Below are 17,380 nucleotides of genomic sequence, written 5' to 3'. Positions count from 1 at the left end.
GGATGCCCGATCATGAAAGATAGTATACTAAGCATTTTGCCTTTGCAACGCCGCTCTGCTTGCCTCGCCCCAGCCCTTCTTCTAGCGTGATACCGTCGGCGCTTCGCCGGCAAACGGGGAAACATCACATCCGCCTATGCGTACCAACCAGCTGATCATCGCCCTTTTTCAGCGCTTCTGCTGGCTCGACGAAGGGCTGCAATCGCGTCTCCACGACCATGGCTGGCCGGACGTCAGCCGGCCGCAGTCGATGGTGATGACGAATGTCGTCAGCGGTATCGTGCGCCCATCCGACATCGCCCGCAACATCGGCGTTTCACGGCAAGCGATCCACAGCACGATCGGCCAGATGGTAAAGCTGGGGATTGTCCGGCTCGAACCCGATCCAGCGGATCGCCGCCACATGATCGTATCGCTGACCGACCTCGGCGCGCGGATGCGCCTCGACGCACAGCGTGCGATGGACGCGATGACAACCCAGATCGCCGCGCGGCTGGGTCAACCGCAGTTCGACGCACTGCTCGCCGCACTCGACGCCGATTGGGGCGGCAATATCGAACCTGCCGCCCCTGTGTCGCGGCAACGCAGCGCCTAGGCCGCGAGCGCCTTCGCAACCGCAATCAGGCGCGCCGTGGTCATGTCGACCAGCGACGCGGGCAACGCATCCCTGAGCGCACCCGCCTCATCGAACGCGGCATGTGCCGCGGGGATGACGACCTGTTCGGGGATCACCAGCATCTGGATGGTCGACAAGATCTGGCGCAAATGTGCGAGCCCGCGCAGCCCGCCAAAGGGGCTGAGCGACGCCGACATGACCGCCGCCGCCTTGCCGCGATAGGCGGTCAGTGCGACCAGCCCCTCGTCGCCGGTGGGGCGCGAGGCCCAGTCGATCGCATTTTTGAGCAGCGGGGGCAGCGAGCCATTATATTCGGGCGACACGAACAATAGCCCGGCCTGCCCGGCAAAAAGCGTCTTCAGCCGCAACGCATCGGGCGGAAAGGCACCAGCCTCGAGCGCGGCCGAGTAGAGCGGCAGGTCAAAGGTCGATAGATCGACCCGGGTGACGTCGGCCCCCTGCGCTGCAAGGCTCGCAACGGCGAGCTCACCCAGCATTTTGTTGAACGAACCGTCGCGCGTGCTGCCGACGATTACCGCAATCTTGGTCATTGTCCCTCCCGGAGTAAAATAATTAGCATGCTAACCTATTTTCCGTCCGGTGGGCAACTCCCTTGCTGACAGATGCGCGCGGCGCGATCAGGCCTTGATGTCCGACAGGACCGACAGCTTGCGCGTTTCGTCCGACAGATTGTCGATCACGCGGCGCAACAACAACTGCAGCTGCTCGACCTCTGCATCGGTCATGCCCTGGGTCGCAATCTCGTGAACCTCGGCATTCATCGGCGCGAGAACAAGCTCCAGCCGCTTGGCATAGGGCGTCAGGTAGATGAAGGTCTTGCGCCGGTCCTCGTCGGTTTTTGTCCGCGTGATCAGCCCGGCCTTTTCCAGCCCCTTCAGCGCGACGACCGTCGTCGGCTCACGCATCCCGACCCGCTCGCTCAGCTCGCGCTGGGTAATGCCGTCTTCGCGCCACAACTGCCGCAGAAAGCGCCATTGGCCCGCCGACACATCATGGGTCAGTGTTCCGCGTTCGAGCAACCGTGAAAAAGACCGGAAAACGATGCGGGAGAGGTAGCCGATACTGTTTTCCAGATCGGTGTAATATTCGGCAGGATGCCGATAGGCTTGGTTTTTCTTGGCCAACATGTTTCCCCTTCGGCCGTTTCCGTCCACAAACTTGGTCGTTGCCTATTGAACCTTAGGCTCCGAAGATTTGGGCGGCAATATGCTTCGATGGCCGCGTCGATCGACCGCAGGCCACCCCCGGCAACCACCCGTCACGCCAATCTCATTGCACAACGCTGCGAATAGCCTATGCTTAGAATACTAAGTTATTGAGGCAAAGCTATGGAAAAATTCACCCGGCTGTCGGCCGTTGCGGCACCCCTGCCGCTGACCAATGTCGACACCGACATGATTATCCCCGCGCGTTTCATGAAAGCGCTGACCCGTGACGGTCTGGGTGACCATCTGTTTCAGGAGCTGCGCTTTGCCGCCGACGGCAGCGAACAGGGCGATTTCATCCTCAATCGTGGCCCCTGCCGGCACGCGCAGATACTGGTCGCAGATCGGAATTTCGGCTGCGGCTCATCGCGCGAGCATGCGGTGTGGGCGCTCGTCGGCTTTGGCATTCGCTGCGTCATCGCGTCCAGCTTCGGCGATATTTTCTCGAACAATGCGCGCAAGAACGGCCTGCTGCTGATCCGTCTGGCCGACGAGGCCTGTGCGCATCTGCGCGAGGAAAGCGCGCTATCTCAATATGCGCCGATCACGATAGACCTTGAGGCGCAGCACATCACCCTCGCGTCGGGCGAAACGATCGCGTTCGACGTCGATGCCGCCGACCGTCGCATCCTGATCGAAGGGCTCGACGATATCGACCGGACGCTGCGCCATGCAGCGGCGATTTCGCGATTCGAGAACACCGCCTAGTCCAGCATGCGCGGATCGGCGATGCTCCCCGCAATCGCGCTCGCAGCGGCGAGGGCAGGACTCATCAAATGCGTCCGCCCGCCCCGGCCCTGCCGATTTTCGAAATTCCGGTTCGACGTCGCGGCGCAACGCTCGCCGGGCGCGAGCCGATCGGCGTTCATTCCGACGCACATCGAGCATCCAGGTTCGCGCCAGTCGAACCCGGCGTCGCGCAGGATCGTGTCGATCCCCTCGGCCTCGGCCTGCCGCTTCACCAGCCCCGATCCCGGCACAATCATCGCGCGGATATGTGGCGCCACGCGGCGGCCGCGCGCGATACCGGCGACAACACGCAAGTCCTCGATCCGGCTGTTGGTGCAACTGCCGATGAAAACCCGGTCGAGCCGCTGCCCGGCGATCGCCGCGCCGGGCGCCAGATCCATATAGGCCAGCGCGCGCTCGGCGGTGGCCCGTTCGTCGCTGTCGACCATCGCAGCGGGGTCGGGGATGCGCTCGCCGATACCGATCACTTGCGACGGATTGGTGCCCCAACTGACCATCGGCCCAACGTCGGCGGCATCGATGCGCACTTCGCGGTCGAAGCTCGCGTCCGCATCGGTCGCCAGCATACGCCAGCGCGCGACGGCGTCGTCCCAATCGCGCCCCGCTGGCGCCGCCGGACGGCCTTTCAGATAGGCGAAGCTGATATCGTCGGGCGCGACCAGCCCAGCGCGTGCGCCCATTTCGATGCTGAGGTTGCACAGCGTCATGCGCGCCTCCATCGATAGTGCACGGATCGCCGCGCCCGCATATTCGATGACATGCCCCGTCGCCCCGTCGACGCCGAGCGTACGCAACAGATGCAGCGCCAGATCCTTGGAATGGACATGCGGCGCCAGTTCGCCGTCGACCACCACCCGCATGTTGCGCGACCGACGCTGACGGATCGTCTGCGTCGCCAGCACATGTTCGACCTCCGATGTGCCGATGCCGAACGCCAGCGCCCCGAAAGCGCCGTGGGTCGAGGTGTGGCTGTCGCCGCAGACGATCGTCATCCCGGGCTGCGAGCGCCCCTGTTCGGGCCCGACGACATGGACGATCCCGCCGCGCGGGTCGCCCATCGGAAAATTCTCGATCCCGAAGCGCGCGGTATTGACCGCGAGCATCTCGATCTGTGCCCGCGCCTGCTCGTCCGCAACCCCTGCCGGGCCAGCCGCCTGCCCCTCGGTCGGCACATTATGATCGCACAGCGCCAACGCCAGCGCCGGACGTCGCACCGGCCGCCTCGCTGCAGCAAGCGCGGCGAAAGCCTGCGGCGACGTGACCTCGTGCAGCAAATGGAGGTCGATATAGAGCAGGGTCTCGCCATCATCTTCGGCGACGGCGTGAGCGTCCCATATCCTGTCGTATAATGTGCGCGGCGGCGACGCTTTCATCCGCCGCGCTTCCATCGCAAATCACCCTTGATTCTCACGCAACCATATCCCCCGGCCCTGGCCTCGCCGCTCGCCCGAGGGCGCCGACATAATACTTAGATAACTAACCTATAACCCGAAACACCCCACTCCGGCAAGCGGATTTGCTGGGATTTCTGTCGGGCCCGCACCATAATGCTTAGCACTTGAAGTATTATTCGCTTCTGCTACAGCGGGGGCGGAACGAAGGATAGCGACGCAACCGACGGTGCAAGACAGGGACACGACAGATGTCCTGCGCCGACGGAAAAAAGGGCCACGGCCGACACCGCTCCCGTTCCGACAAATTGAAGATGCCGGATGTGCAGGCCGCATTTCCGCCGCGGTGACGTGTGCGGAAGGCAGGAGCGTCCGGCTGCAAAGTGGGAGGACTTTATGAAGACCGGTTTTCTGTTCATTTCGACAGCGGTGGCGGCGCTCGCCGCAATGCCCGTTCAGGCGCAAACCAGCGACGCACAAACCGACCAGGCGACATCCGGTGAAACGGCGTCGGGCGCCGACAACAGCTATGGCGAGATTCTCGTGACCGCCCAGCGCCGGTCCGAGAGCGTCCAGAATGTCCCCATCGCGATTTCGGCGTTCAACGCCGAAATGGTCGAAGGCAGCGGCAGCACCAACATCACCAGCCTCAACGGCCTCGCACCCAATGTCGTCCTCCAGACGCAAGGCCTTGTCGCCAACGTGCCCATGATCTCGATCCGCGGCATGAGCACAGCGGATCCCGATCCCAACGCCGACCCCAAGGTCAGCACGATCATCGACGGCGTCTATATCCCCTTCGTCTCCAGCACGATGCTCGACCTGTTCGACGTCGAACGCGTCGAAGTGCTCAAGGGCCCGCAGGGCGTGTTGTTCGGCAAGAACAATCTCGCCGGGACGCTCAACGTCATCACCGCCCGCCCGACCGACGATTTCGGCGCCGAGGCGCGCCTGACTATCGGTTCGTTCGGGCTCAAGCAGTTTCGCGGCAAGGTCAACACCGGCAATTTTGCCGACGGCGCACTGTCAGCCAAGGTCGCGGTCAATTTCCGCGACTATGACGGCTACAGCCGCAACGTCATCACGGGCAATCGCCTGAACGGCAGCAACGTCAAATCGGTGCGCGGCGCGCTCGCCTATGACGCCGGCGGCGCGTTCGACACGACGATCGTCGCCGACTGGCTGAAGCAGAAGACGACCGGCCCCGCGCCGCACGTCCTCGACAATGGCGATCCCAATTGGGACCTGCTGCCCAATGAGGTGAAGACCGATGTCCGCAAATCGGCGGTGCTGTTCGACCCCATCGCCAATACCGAAACCTATGGCGGGTCGTGGACCTCGAACCTCGACGTCGGTTATGGCACCATCACCTCGGTGCTCGGCTATCGCCACCTCACCTATCTGACCCGCGGCGACTTTGACGGGCTGATCACCCCGGCACCGCAGCTCGACGTCACCCGCGACTTCAAGGGCGAATCGAAGAGCGGCGAGCTGCGCTATGTGTCGCCCACAGGCGAGCCGGTCGATTTCGTCGTCGGCCTCTATTATCAAACCGACAAATGGCGCCAGTTCAACACTGTGCTCGCGACGCCGACCACGAAGACGCTGGCACAGCTCCACCAGAATACCGAAAGCTATGCGATGTTCGCGCTGGTCAACGCGCATCCCGTGGAAGGGCTGACGCTGTCGCTCGGCGGTCGTTACAGCCACGACCGCAAGAAGTACGACATTGCGACGCAAGTGTTCGTCAACAACAATCAGACTTCGTCGTTCGCCACACACCTTGAGGCGTCGTGGGCCGAATTTACTCCGCGTCTGACCGCCGAATATCGCTTCTCGCCCGCCGTCATGCTCTACGCCAATTATTCGCAGGGCTATAAGGCCGGCGGCTATAACTCGCGCGGCACCATTCCCGAGAATGTCGGCCCGTATAACCCCGAGCGCGTCAACGCGTTTGAAGTCGGCGCCAAGACCGACCTGTTCGACCGGCTGCTGCGCCTCAACGTCGCGGGCTTCGTCAACAATTACCGCGACCTGCAAAGCTCGGTGACCAAGATGGGTGCGCTGCGCGCCGAAAATATCACCACCAATGTCGCAGCAGCCAAAATCTACGGCTTTGAGGTTGAAAGCCTGCTGCGGCCGATGGACGGGCTGACCATCGGCGCCAACGTCGCCTATCTCCACGCGCGCTACACCGACTTTTGCGCCGACACGAACGGCGTCTTCACCAACGGCGCACCCGAAGTCGGCCAGTGCGGCCCCGCTACTCCGATCCTGATCAACGGCGTGCCCAACGGCACCTTCGCGGTCCCGACCGATTCGTCGGGCCTCGACCTGGCCAATGCGCCGAAGTGGAGCGGCAGTCTGTCGGTCGACTATGCGATCCCGGTCAGCTTCGGCGAGATCAAGCTGCACAGCGACGCGCGTTATTCGGCGCGCTTCAACACCTGGGGCCGCAGCAATCTTCCTGGCTATTACCGCGACGAAGTCGTGCTGCTCAACGCGAGCATCGCGGTCGCGGGTCAGGACGACAAGTGGAAGGTCACCCTCTATGGTTCGAACCTCACCGATCAGGAGGTGATTTCGGGCGCGACCAACGCCGGCGCGACCCCGATCTCGCAATTTTACCAGCCGCCGCGCGAATTCGGCGTCGACTTTGCGGTGAAATTCTGACGATCAGGGCCCCGCGGCGCAGCGATGCTGTACCGCGGGGCGATCGCGTCAAAGGATATTGGGAGAATAAGGGATGGCTTGGGACGTAAATCGCCGGACGTTCGTCGGGGGCATGGGGGCGCTGGCGGCCGCCGGCCTTGCGCTGCCGACCTATGCGAAGAACGGCAAGAAGCTCAATGTGCTGATGATCGTCACCGATCAGGAACAGGGCGTCGCCAGCTATCCCAAGGGCCTGCTCGAAAAACTGCCCGCGCACCGCGAACTGATGGAGCGCGGGATGCTGGTCGAAAATTACCATGTTCACACGACGCCCTGCACGCCGTCGCGCTCGACGATCTTCGCGGGGCATCACACCCAGCAGACCGGGCTGTTCCTCAACAGCGACAACGCCCCCAATCCGGTGATGGCCGACGACATGCCGACGCTCGGCCACATGATGCAAGCGGCGGGATATTACACCAGCTACAAGGGCAAGTGGCACCTCAGCCGCATGAACTATGAACGCAACTGGCCGCGCGTCCCCGGCGGCATCTATCCCAGCACCGAAAACGCCATGGAGAAATACGGCTTTCACGATTATGGCTTCGACGGCGAAGAGTTGGGACTGACCTGGGACGGATACCGCGCCGACATGTATGTCGCGGGCGATGCGTCGCGCAGCATTTTCGATTTCGTGCGCCGCGACAAGGCGGGCGGCAAGCCATGGTTCATGGTCGTCGGCCTGATCAACCCGCACGACATCATGTTCTATGATGCGACGGGCGAGCAGGCGAAGCATCGCACCCATCCCGACATCCTCGGTCCGCTGCGCCGCGAGCCCGGCGACCCGATTTACGAGGTCGACAACAAGTTCGACCTCCCCGAAAGCTTCTACAAGGACGACCTCAGCACCAAGCCCGAGGCGCATAGCGCGATCGTCCGCCTGAACGATCTTTTCTATGGCCCGATCCCGCACGAGGACGAGGCGTCGTGGCACCGCTTTAATAATTACTATTACAACTGCCTGCGCGACGTCGACCGCCGCCTCGCCCAATTGCTCTGGGCGCTCAAGGAAAGCGGGCAGATCGACAACACGATCATCATCTACACCAGCGACCATGGCGAACGCGCCGGGGCGCATCGCATGCGGCAAAAGGCCGGGACGATGTACCGCGAGGAAACCAATATCCCGATGATCATCGCGCACCCCGACTTCGCGGGCGGGCGCACGACCAAGGGGCTGATGGGCGCGATCGACATCGCGCCGACGCTGATGTCGCTCGCGGGCCTGTCCGCCGCCGATGCAGCCAGCCGTTTCCCGGGGCTTCCCGGGGTCGATGTGTCGGGCCTGCTATCGTCGCCCGCCGCGCCGACCGAACGCGACAAGCGCGGCCATTTCTTCAACTATGCCGTCGCGCATATGTGGGAGCCCGCGTCGAAGCGGACCGTCGGCCCGCGCCCGCCGGGCGAGAATATCCCCGACTACAGCAAAATCTATGACCTTTCGAAGCGGCGGCTGCACCGCGGCGTCCACGACGGGCGCTGGAAATTCGCGCGCTATTTCGCCCCGGCGCATCACCATATGCCGAAGGACTGGAAGACGCTGAGCGGGCTCAACGACCTCGAGCTTTACGACACCCACGCCGATCCGACCGAGCTCGTCAACCTCGCGAACGATCCGAAGCATCGCGCGACCGTGATGCGACTGAACAAGATGGTCAACGCCCTGTCGGACCGCGAAATCGGCCCCGGCCTCGACGATGGGCGCGAATATCCCGGCCCGACCGAAATGTACAACCAGCCTGCCTGAGGCTGTTGCCGGAAAGCCGGAGCTTCCCCGACTTTCCGGCCCCCAGCTCAGTGGCCGGTCTCGTCCTGCGCCAGATTGCCCGTCATTCGTTCTATCACATCAAGGAACAGCGCCTGCTCCTTTGCGCTGATCCCCGCCGCCGCGCGACCGTTGACGTCGGCGACATAGGGAAAAAGCTCGGCCCGCAGCGCTATGGCATGCGGGGTCAGCGCAATCCGCCATTTGCGCTTGTCGTCGGCCGCGCGGGTGCGCGTGACGAGCCCGTCCTTCATCATCGCCGCGATCATCGCCGCAGTCGTATTTTCGGCGACCCCGGTACGGTCGGAGAGCTGTTTCTGGGTCAGCCCGTCCTCGTCCCACAGCGCGCGCAGATAATACCAGTAACCCGTCGCGATGCCGTGCGGCGCCAGCCGCCGCTGCAGCGCGCGGTCGAAGGCACGGTGCGCGCGGCGGATGGCAAAGCCGAAGCTGGGCTGACCCGATTCAGATTTTGAAGGCTTCAAAACATTCCTCGGCAAAAAGCTCTTCGGGCTGCAGGCGCCGCGACGACAGGCCCTGCTCGTGATGATAGCGCAGGAAGGTGTCGATCACCGCGCGATTCGGACCAAAGCCATAGGGCCACCAGTCGCGCCCGAGCAAGCTCACCGCCTGTTCGACCGCCGCGATCTGCCACGGCAGCATCGTCTTCAGCGACGCGGTGACGAGCAGTTCCTCGTAAACCTTCGCTTGGGCCGCCTCGAACGCCTTTTGCAGCGAGCGCGCGATCCAGCGGTTCTTTTCATAGATTTCGCGGTGGATCGCGACGACGTGCATGATCGGGAAGATGCCGGTGCGGCGATAATAATCCTGCTCGACGGGCACGAAATCGGTGAACAGGCGCCGCACCTTGTCGGGCTCGCTGTAGAAGGTGCTGGGCGTACGCGCCGTGTGCAGCGCGTCGATCTCACCGTCAGCGAGCATCCGCGACAGCGTCTGGTCGGGACCGATCGGCTGGAGTTTGAATTTCTCGGGCAGGGTGAGTTTCAGCTTCTCGTCGCGCCCCGGCTGCTCCTCGCCGCCGGTATAATAAGTGACGCTCGCCGGATCGACGCCATATTCGTCGGCGAGGATGCCGCGGATCCAGACCGGCGCGGTCATCTGATATTCGGGGACGCCGATGCGCTTGCCGACGAGGTCGGCGGGGGTTTCGATCCCGCTCTTCGCCGAGACAAAAATGCAGCTGTGGCGGAACAGCCGCGACGGAAAGACCGGGATCGCGATGAACGCCGGGTCAGGGCGCGACAGCGTGACGCAATAGGAAGACATCGACATTTCGGCGGCGTCGAATTCGCGGTGCCGCAGCATGCGAAAGAAGGTCTCCTCGACCTCGAGCGTCTGGAAATTGAGGTCGATGCCGTCGGGCCGGATGCTGCCGTCGGCAAGCGCCTGGGTGCGGTCATAATTCCAGCAGGCGAGCGAAATGGGGAGGCGGGTCATGCGTGTCTTTCAGTGCGAGGAAGGAAGAAGATCGGAAGGCGCAATGTCGCAGCCCTCGCGCGCCGAGCGCAGGATCGCGTGGCACACCGCGAGGCTGCCCAGCCCCCAGCGCCCGTCGAACAGGGGCGGATCGCCATCGAGGATGGCGCGGGCAAAGGCATCGGCGACATCGGCGCGCTGCACCGGCGGCAAGGGCGCGGCGATGCTGCGCATCCCGTTATCGCCGTGAATATTCACCCCCTGCGGGGTCAGTTCGAGATCGGCCTTTTCGCATAGCGCGACAAGGGTCCCGAAGCGTTCGTGGTGGCTCACTGCGAAGCTGCCCGGATTGCCGGCGGCAAAGGTCCGCGCGGCTTTCGCCGTCTGTTCGTCGGCTCCCGCCAGCACCGCGCGCGCGCGACCATGGGCTGCGGGGTCTTTGACGCCGCCCAGCTCGCCCGCCCAACCTGCCAGCGCGTCGCTGTCGTAGCGCGCATAGCCCGAATAGGTGAGGTTCGCCGCTGCGCCATTTTCAAAGCTCAGCAGCGCGGTGAACGCGCCCTCGGCCGCGCGTGCGTCCCAGCCGCCGGTCCATGCGCGGACCGACGCGACGGGACTCCCTGCGAGGCGGCGGATCATGTCGATCTGGTGCGTCGCCTGGCTTAGCACCACACCGCCGCCCTGTGCGGTGTCGAGTTCGGCCGGGCGGCGCGGGCGATAGAGGAAATCGGTGAAGTTCGCGGCGTGGATTAACCGCACCGCACCCGTCTCGCCCGACGCGATAAGGTCTGCGGCGAGCGCGACCGGCGGATCATAGCCATGGCTCGGCCCGACCATCAGCACCGTTCCCGCAGCCTCCGCCGCCGCGACCATCGCCGCCGCCTCGGCGAGCGTCACCGCCATCGGCTTTTCAACGAGCACATGCTTGCCCGCCCCGGCCGCCATGATCGCGTGGCGCGCATGAAATTCGTGCGGCGAGGCGATGTAGACGGCGTCGAAATCGCCCCCATGCGCGAACAACTCTTCGGCGCTGGCACAAGCGGGCAGCCCGAAGCCCGCGCGCGCATCGGCATTGGGATCGCATCCCGCGACCAGCTCGATCCGCGGATGCGCAGCGAACGCCGGCACCGTCAGCACGGCGCCGCGCCCCAATCCCAGCACTGCCAATCGCACCGTCATCCGCCGCTCCCGAAACCCTTATGCGCCCATCTAACGCCCGCCCTCTTGAAAAGCAAATTACTTCTATATAGAAGTATTTTCAACACAGACATCACGGCGACTTCGCCACATTCGGGAAAGACGATGACTCCTCAGCAAAATGACCTCCTCTGCCGCGTCGAAGGCGATGCCCCGATGGGCAAAGTGATGCGCCGCCACTGGATGCCCGTGTGCATGAGCGAGGAAGTTGCCGAGCGCGACGGCCCGCCGCGCCGCGCCCGCCTGCTGGGCGAGGATATGGTGGTGTTTCGCGACACCGAGGGCCGCGTCGGCGTCCTCGACGAACAATGCCCGCACCGCCGCGCCTCGCTGGTGTTCGGCCGAAACGAGGAATGCGGGCTGCGCTGCCTCTATCATGGCTGGAAATTCGACGTGAACGGCCAGGCGGTCGACATGTCGTCCGAACCCGTCGAGGCCAAGCTGCGCGAATCGATGCGCACCCGTGCGTATCCGGCGCGCGAGGCCGGCGGCTTCATCTGGGCGTGGATGGGCGATCCCGAAAATCCCGCGCCCTTCGATCCCCCGGTGTGGACCAAGGCCCCCGACGACAGGATCGCGATCGTCAAGATGCACGCCGCGTGCAACTGGGCGCAGGTGTTGGAAGGGTCGATCGATTCGGCGCACAGCAGCAGCCTTCATTCGTCGAACATGCCGACCGCGACCGACGTGTCGGGCTCGACCGCGACCGACAGCCAGTGGCTGCGCCCATCGGCCGACAAATCGCCGCGATTGCAGGTCGAACGCACCCCCTATGGGTTTCGCTATGCCGCGATTCGCACCCCGATCGCCGACGCCGACAAGCAGGATTATGTCCGCACGACGCTGTTCGCCGCGCCCTTCACCGTGATGATTCCGCCGACCGATCGCTATCGCCTGATCCAGATGCTGGTCCCGATCGACGATGTGAACTGTATGTTCTACTGGATCGCCTGGCACGAGACGAAGGGCATCTCGACCGAAGCGTGGCGGCAATTCTGCGACGCCACCCCGGGGGTCGACATCGATCCGGTCACCTTCCGCAAATATCGCAACGCCGAAAACGACTATCAGCAAGACCGCGCGGCGATGAAGGCCGGCGACTTCACCGGCATCAAGGGCATTCCGACGCAGGATATGGCGATGTGGGAATCGATGGGCCCGATCGCCGACCGCAGCCACGACAAGCTGGGATCGAGCGACCGTGCGATCTTCGAATTCCGCAAGATCATGCTCGCGCAGGCGAAGGATGCGGGCAACGAAGCCCCCGAAAAGGGTTATCGCAACGCCGATCTCTTCACCTTCGAAGGCATGGTCAGCCATAGCGACGACTGGCGCGAAGTGCTCCCGCCAGCCTGATCGGACACCCCGCTTTGGCCTTCGCCGTTGTCAAGCCAACGGCGTCCCGGTAGGGGCAGGTGCGTGGACAGCAGCATCGAAATCGGAACCGAAGGAGCGGGCAGGGCCGTCCATATCAACGTGCAGGAATTGCTCGCAACACGCCTGCTCGTCCAGGGCAATTCGGGTTCGGGAAAGTCGCATCTTCTCCGCCGCCTGCTCGAGGAAAGCGCCGAGCTGGTCCAACAGGTCGTGATCGATCCCGAGGGCGATTTCGTGACCCTCGCCGACACCTACAGCCATGTCGTCGTCAATGCCGGCGACTATAATGAGCGCGAGATTGCAGCGATGGGCGCGCGCATCCGCGAGCATCGCGCCTCGGTCGTCCTCAGCCTCGACACGCTCGATATCGAGGCGCAGATGGGCTGCGCCGCGGTTTTCCTCAACGCGCTGTTCGATGCGCCACGCGAATATTGGTTCCCCGCGCTGGTCGTCGTCGATGAGGCACAGATGTTCGCGCCGAGCGCGTCTGGCGACGTGTCAGACGCCGTGCGCCGCGCCAGCCTGAGCGCGATGACCAATTTGATGTGCCGCGGGCGCAAGCGCGGACTCGCAGGGGTGATCGCCACCCAGCGGCTCGCCAAGCTCGCCAAGAATGTCGCCGCCGAGGCGAGCAACTTCCTGATGGGCCGCACCTTCCTCGACATCGACATGGCGCGCGCCGCCGACCTGCTCGGCATGGAGCGGCGGCAGGCCGAACAGATCCGCGAGCTGGAGCGCGGATCCTTCCTTGGCCTTGGCCCCGCGATTTCGCGCCGGCCGATATCGGTCAAGATCGGTGCGACGCGGACGGCGACGCGGATGGGGACCCACGGGCTGATGCCGATGCCCGAGGCCGAGCCGCAGGACATGCGCACAATGCTGTTCGCCGAGCTGGAAACGCAGGTGAAGCCGCCCCCGCCGCCCGCACCGGCGCCGGTCGCGCCCGATGAACTGATCCGCCGCTTTGCCGAGCAGGCCGCGACGGACCATGACGACGGCAGCGCGAGCGACAACGACGCCGACGCGCCCGAAATCGATATGCCCGACGTCGATGGCGCGATCATCACGGTGCTCGAGGATATGCTCGCCGATCCGGGCAACGCCTTTCACCCCGAATCCTTCCTCTATCAGGATTTCTCGGTGCGTTGCCGGATGCAGCGGCTCGCCCGCGTCCCGCTCGACCTCACCCAGTTTCGCCGCCGCTTCGCGTTCGCCAAGGGCGGCATCTTCGAGCCGGCCCAGCCCGAGTGGCAGGAACTGATCGGCGCCGCCGGGCGGCTTCCCGACGACATGCTCGCGCCCTTCACCCTGATCGCGCGCGCGGCGATGGAGGGGAGCGCCTGCCCCGACGACGACGCGCTCGCGCGCGCCTATGGCACCAGCTCGTCGGGCCGCGTCCGGCGCCTGCTCGAATATATGGAAAAGCAGGGCGCAATCGTCGTGCGCTCCGATTTCGGCGGCCGGCGCTCGATCGGCATCCCCGCACTGGGCGTCAGCACCGAAGCCGAATAGCCCCGTGCGCCACCGGCGGTGGCGCGGGCTTTCCCGCTCCGGCTGGCGCGATCAGCCTTTCACGACATGCTCGCGTTGCCCGGCACGGCCCATCGAGAGCAGGACCGGATCCTCCGCTTGCCGCGCCATGAAGTCGGCCTTGTTCGCAATCCCCTGCCAGCCGATGCCGATCAGCGATTGCGCGATCGCGCCGCCCAGCGTGTCGCCGGGGCCGGGCAGGATGATCACGTCGGGCGCATATTCCTTCACAGCGACCTGCACCGAGCGGGCGAAGTCATAGGGCGCGAGGATCTGGTGGCCGAAGCTGTAGTCCCAAAGCGCGGCCGGCTCGCTCGACAGGCGGCGCCAGATATGGCCACGCCCGTCGACCAGCGGCAGCGCCGGGCGGCCGAACAGCGAGGCCGGCAATTCGGCCTTCGCCTTGTCCGAACTGCCGAACATCAGCGGCGTGTGGAAGGGACCGTGTCCCGCAAGACGCAACGGATCGCGGCCGGGGGTCGGCGGCGCTTCGGCGAGCAAGGCGGCAAGCCCTTCCTCATTGCCCGCAAGCACGAGCATGCCGGCAAGGTCGATCGAGAGCGCGAGCGCATGGCCGGGCCGCGCAGCGATATCGGCAACAAGCGCGGACAGCGTTTCGCGCAGGCCGGGCACCGGCCGCCAATCCTCGTCGACCACCTGCAGCAAGATCTGCCCGCCAGGACCGTGCGTCTGGCTGTTCATCCCCATCGCATTGCTGATGCGAAAGCCGTCCTCGACCGACACCGCGCCGCCGCAAGCGAGCGCGCTATACCAGCCCATCGAATTGCCGAGGGCGGCGACAATGTCGAATGCCTCGCGGTCGATGCTGAGGAAATCGAGGATCGTCGCCGTGTAGATCAGCGGCGCCGCGACATCGCCGCGCATGTGGGTCGCAACGCTGAAGCGGTCGGCACCGTCGAGTTCGCTGACCGTCGGCTGGCCGCGTTCGCGGCGCTGCGCGTCGAAGTTCGCGATCAGTTCGCCGAAGCGCTGCCCGTGCAATCGCGCGATGCTGCCGAGCTCGCCCTTGCCATAGGTTCCGCGCCCCGGCGCGACGACGAGGGCGGTCTTGCGCGCGCTCATGCGAGAAGCTCCTTCGCGGCCACAATGATCGAATCACGGCTCGGCATGGTCAGGGTTGCCGCACGGCCGAGCGGGATGAAGCTGTCGTCCGCGGCAATGCGCGCGAGCTTCTTTTCGGGCGTGCGTTCGACGAACAGCGCCATCAACGCCTCGCTCTGCGACCCGGTGATGCGGCATTCGTCAACGATCAGGATGCGTTTCGCATCGCCAACCGCCGCGACCAGCGCATCGGCGTCGACCGGCCCCAGCCAGCGCAGGTCGATTACCCGCGCTTTCACGCCTTCGCCCGCCAGAATCTTTTCGGCCTGACGCGAGAGATAATATCCATTGCCGTAGGTGACGATGGCCAGGTCGCTGCCGTCGCCATGCACCCCGACTTCGCCGAGGCGGATCGGTGCGCCTGCACCCGGGGCTTCGTAAATGCTCGTCCACAGGCCGTCGCCCTCTTCGTGGAGGTCGCGGGTCATATAGAGCGCGATTGGTTCGACAAAGACGACCACCCGCTGCTCTTCGCGCGCGAGGCGTACGCATTCGCGGAGCATGTGCACCGCATCGCGCCCGTTCGACGGCACCGCGAGAATCACCCCCGGAATATCGCGGAAGACCGCGAGGCTGTTGTCGTTGTGGAAATGCCCGCCGAAGCCCTTTTGATAGCCGAGCCCGGCGATGCGGAGCACCATCGGGTTGGTATATTGGCCGTCGGAGAAGAAACTGAGCGTCGCCGCCTCGCCGCGGATCTGGTCCTCGGCATTATGGACATAGGCGAGGAACTGGATTTCGGGCATCGGCAGGAAATCATTATGCGCCATGCCGATCGCGAGCCCGAGGATCGCCTGTTCGTCGAGCAAGGTATTGACGACGCGCGCCGATCCGAAACGCTGGTGGAGTTTCGCGGTGACATTATAGACCCCGCCCTTGGGCCCGACATCCTCACCCGCGATGACGATTTCGGGATAGGCAAGCATCAGGTCGGCGAGCGCCCAGGAGAGCAGCCGTGCCATATGCTGCGGCTTGTCCATCGCGCCGGCGTCGCTGCCGAACATCGTTTTGCGATCCTCGGCCGAGGGGGTATTCGCGCGAACGACCTCGCGCTTCGGCGGGATCAGGCTTTCCATTACCTCGGCCGGGGTTGTGATTTTCGGACGAAGGATTGCGGCCTCGGCCTGCCGCGCCAGAGTTGCGCCTATATCTTCATAGGTTTCGGCGATTTCGGCGGGGGTCATCCAGCCCTGCTGCGCCATCAGCGCCGCGCCGGCGAGCAACGGGTCGCGCGCCTCGTCGGCCTCGATCAAGGCTTTGGGGAGATAGGCACCCTGCACATCGGACCCGGCGTGACCATAAAGCCGCACCGTCGCCATGTGGAGAAACACCGGCTTGCGATAGCGGCGCGCATAGTCGGCGGCTTCGCATGCCCCGGCATAGGCCGAGGCGAGGTCGGTGCCGTCGCACCGGATATAGTGCAGCCCCGCGCGGTGGCGGAACTGCGCCTCGATCCACCCCGTCGGGGTGCGGGTCGAAATGCCGATGCCATTGTCTTCGCACAGGAAGATCAGCGGCATCGGCGATCCCTGAAACGCCGCCCAGCCGGCGGTGTTGAACGCGCCCTGCGCGGTCGAGTGATTCGCCGACGCATCGCCAAAGCTTGTCAGCACCACCGCATCGTCGGGAAGCGGCAGCCCGGTCCGGCCCAGTCGCCGCGCAATCCCGATCGAGAAAGCCGCACCGACCGCCTTCGGCAGATGCGAAGCGATCGTCGAGGTTTGCGGCGGGATATTGAGCGGCTTCGATCCGATCACCTTGTGCCGTCCGCCCGAAATCGGGTCATCACTCGACGCGGCGAAACTCAGCAGCATGTCCCACGTCGGCGTCTGTCCGGGCACCTGCCGCGCGCGGTGGAGCTGAAAGGCGTTCGAGCGATAGTGCAGAAACGCCATGTCGGTGACGCGCAGCGCCGCGGCAACCGCGGCATTGCCCTCATGCCCCGACGATCCGATCGTATAAAAACCCTCGCCGCGCGCCTGCAGATGGCGCGACAACCGGTCCATCTGGCGGCTGGTCAGTTGCGACAGGAAAATATCGGTCGCGTCGGCGCGCGACAGGCCGATCGCCGCCGGATCGGGCGCATCGCCGCGATCGGGCAACACCCCCTGTGCCAGTGCCGCAAGGAATTTTTCATGTACCGCCTGTGCCGCGTCCACTCCCGACCTCCTGTTCATCGCCACCGGTTACGCTTGCAACCATCGGCCGATTTTGCTGCGCGCTAGAACGGCACATCATGCCGCGCAAGCATCTC

14 protein-coding genes are annotated in these 17,380 nt (G+C 64.6%); 6 read left to right on the top strand and 8 right to left on the bottom strand.

Translation table 11 applies throughout. The features are described 5' to 3' along the window. The first annotated feature begins 136 nt into the window (after positions 1 to 136). On the top strand, positions 137 to 595 hold the full coding sequence (locus AC1RRJ_RS12765) for a MarR family winged helix-turn-helix transcriptional regulator (protein ID WP_493123245.1): 459 nt from the start codon (positions 137 to 139) through the stop codon (positions 593 to 595). Here the strand turns inward: AC1RRJ_RS12765 and AC1RRJ_RS12760 are convergent. Together AC1RRJ_RS12760 and AC1RRJ_RS12755 are read right to left on the bottom strand one after the other, a co-directional pair. Further along, complete coding sequence (locus tag AC1RRJ_RS12760; protein WP_493123243.1) at positions 592 to 1,167, bottom strand: NADPH-dependent FMN reductase; 576 nt, start codon at positions 1,165 to 1,167, stop codon at positions 592 to 594. The genes AC1RRJ_RS12765 and AC1RRJ_RS12760 overlap by 4 nt on opposite strands. A gap of 87 nt (positions 1,168 to 1,254) precedes the next feature. Beyond that, a complete protein-coding gene (locus AC1RRJ_RS12755; protein ID WP_493123241.1) occupies positions 1,255 to 1,764 on the bottom strand; it encodes a MarR family winged helix-turn-helix transcriptional regulator in 510 nt (169 codons plus the stop codon). Between the two features lie 201 nt (positions 1,765 to 1,965). Between AC1RRJ_RS12755 and leuD the strand changes: the two genes are divergently transcribed. Next, a complete protein-coding gene (leuD, locus tag AC1RRJ_RS12750; protein ID WP_493123239.1) occupies positions 1,966 to 2,550 on the top strand; it encodes a 3-isopropylmalate dehydratase small subunit in 585 nt (194 codons plus the stop codon). On the opposite strand, the gene leuC is transcribed toward leuD, so the two are convergent. Beyond that, positions 2,547 to 3,965 carry a 3-isopropylmalate dehydratase large subunit gene (leuC, locus tag AC1RRJ_RS12745; protein ID WP_493123237.1) on the bottom strand — a complete coding sequence of 473 codons (1,419 nt, stop codon included), beginning with the start codon at positions 3,963 to 3,965 and terminating at the stop codon, positions 2,547 to 2,549. The two genes, leuD and leuC, sit on opposite strands and share 4 nt — an antisense overlap. Before the next feature lie 414 nt (positions 3,966 to 4,379). On the opposite strand from leuC, the gene AC1RRJ_RS12740 reads away from it, so the two are divergent. Together AC1RRJ_RS12740 and AC1RRJ_RS12735 are read left to right on the top strand one after the other, a co-directional pair. Continuing rightward, positions 4,380 to 6,656 (top strand): TonB-dependent receptor, encoded by a 2,277-nt coding sequence (locus AC1RRJ_RS12740; RefSeq protein ID WP_493123235.1) that lies wholly within the window; start codon positions 4,380 to 4,382, stop codon positions 6,654 to 6,656. Between the two features lie 73 nt (positions 6,657 to 6,729). Further along, positions 6,730 to 8,445: a sulfatase family protein gene (locus AC1RRJ_RS12735; protein WP_493123233.1), complete on the top strand. Its 1,716-nt coding sequence runs from the start codon at positions 6,730 to 6,732 to the stop codon at positions 8,443 to 8,445. Positions 8,446 to 8,492: 47 nt separating this feature from the next. Here the strand turns inward: AC1RRJ_RS12735 and AC1RRJ_RS12730 are convergent, their stop codons facing one another. From AC1RRJ_RS12730 to AC1RRJ_RS12720, 3 genes are read right to left on the bottom strand one after another with little or no spacing between them, the layout of a single operon-like run. Next, entirely contained in the window at positions 8,493 to 8,948 is a 456-nt protein-coding gene (locus AC1RRJ_RS12730; RefSeq protein WP_493123231.1) for a MarR family winged helix-turn-helix transcriptional regulator, read from the bottom strand. After that, a complete protein-coding gene (locus AC1RRJ_RS12725) occupies positions 8,929 to 9,921 on the bottom strand; it encodes a substrate-binding domain-containing protein (RefSeq protein ID WP_493123229.1) in 993 nt (330 codons plus the stop codon). Before AC1RRJ_RS12725 ends, AC1RRJ_RS12730 begins: the two co-directional genes overlap by 20 nt. A gap of 9 nt (positions 9,922 to 9,930) precedes the next feature. Next, on the bottom strand, positions 9,931 to 11,079 hold the full coding sequence (locus tag AC1RRJ_RS12720; protein WP_493123226.1) for a Gfo/Idh/MocA family oxidoreductase: 1,149 nt from the start codon (positions 11,077 to 11,079) through the stop codon (positions 9,931 to 9,933). Between the two features lie 123 nt (positions 11,080 to 11,202). Here AC1RRJ_RS12720 and AC1RRJ_RS12715 point away from each other — a divergent pair, with 123 nt between their 5' ends. Both AC1RRJ_RS12715 and AC1RRJ_RS12710 read left to right on the top strand, forming a co-directional pair. Then, positions 11,203 to 12,453 (top strand): Rieske 2Fe-2S domain-containing protein, encoded by a 1,251-nt coding sequence (locus tag AC1RRJ_RS12715; protein WP_493123224.1) that lies wholly within the window; start codon positions 11,203 to 11,205, stop codon positions 12,451 to 12,453. 63 nt (positions 12,454 to 12,516) lie between these two features. Then, positions 12,517 to 13,986 (top strand): helicase HerA domain-containing protein, encoded by a 1,470-nt coding sequence (locus AC1RRJ_RS12710; protein WP_493123222.1) that lies wholly within the window; start codon positions 12,517 to 12,519, stop codon positions 13,984 to 13,986. A 51-nt stretch (positions 13,987 to 14,037) separates the two neighbouring features. Here the strand turns inward: AC1RRJ_RS12710 and AC1RRJ_RS12705 are convergent, their stop codons facing one another. Both AC1RRJ_RS12705 and AC1RRJ_RS12700 read right to left on the bottom strand, forming a co-directional pair. Further along, positions 14,038 to 15,087, bottom strand: a complete 1,050-nt coding sequence (locus AC1RRJ_RS12705) for an ACP S-malonyltransferase (protein WP_493123220.1) — start codon at positions 15,085 to 15,087, stop codon at positions 14,038 to 14,040. Further along, the gene (locus AC1RRJ_RS12700; protein WP_493123218.1) at positions 15,084 to 17,285 is read right to left on the bottom strand and encodes a dehydrogenase E1 component subunit alpha/beta; all 2,202 of its coding nucleotides are present in this window, start codon (positions 17,283 to 17,285) and stop codon (positions 15,084 to 15,086) included. Before AC1RRJ_RS12700 ends, AC1RRJ_RS12705 begins: the two co-directional genes overlap by 4 nt. Positions 17,286 to 17,380 lie beyond the last annotated feature (95 nt).

Source organism: Sphingopyxis sp. GW821-FHT12C06, from assembly GCF_058807415.1.
The sequence above is the reverse complement of the archived record's forward strand: the minus strand, read 5'-3'. Positions and strand labels throughout refer to the sequence as shown.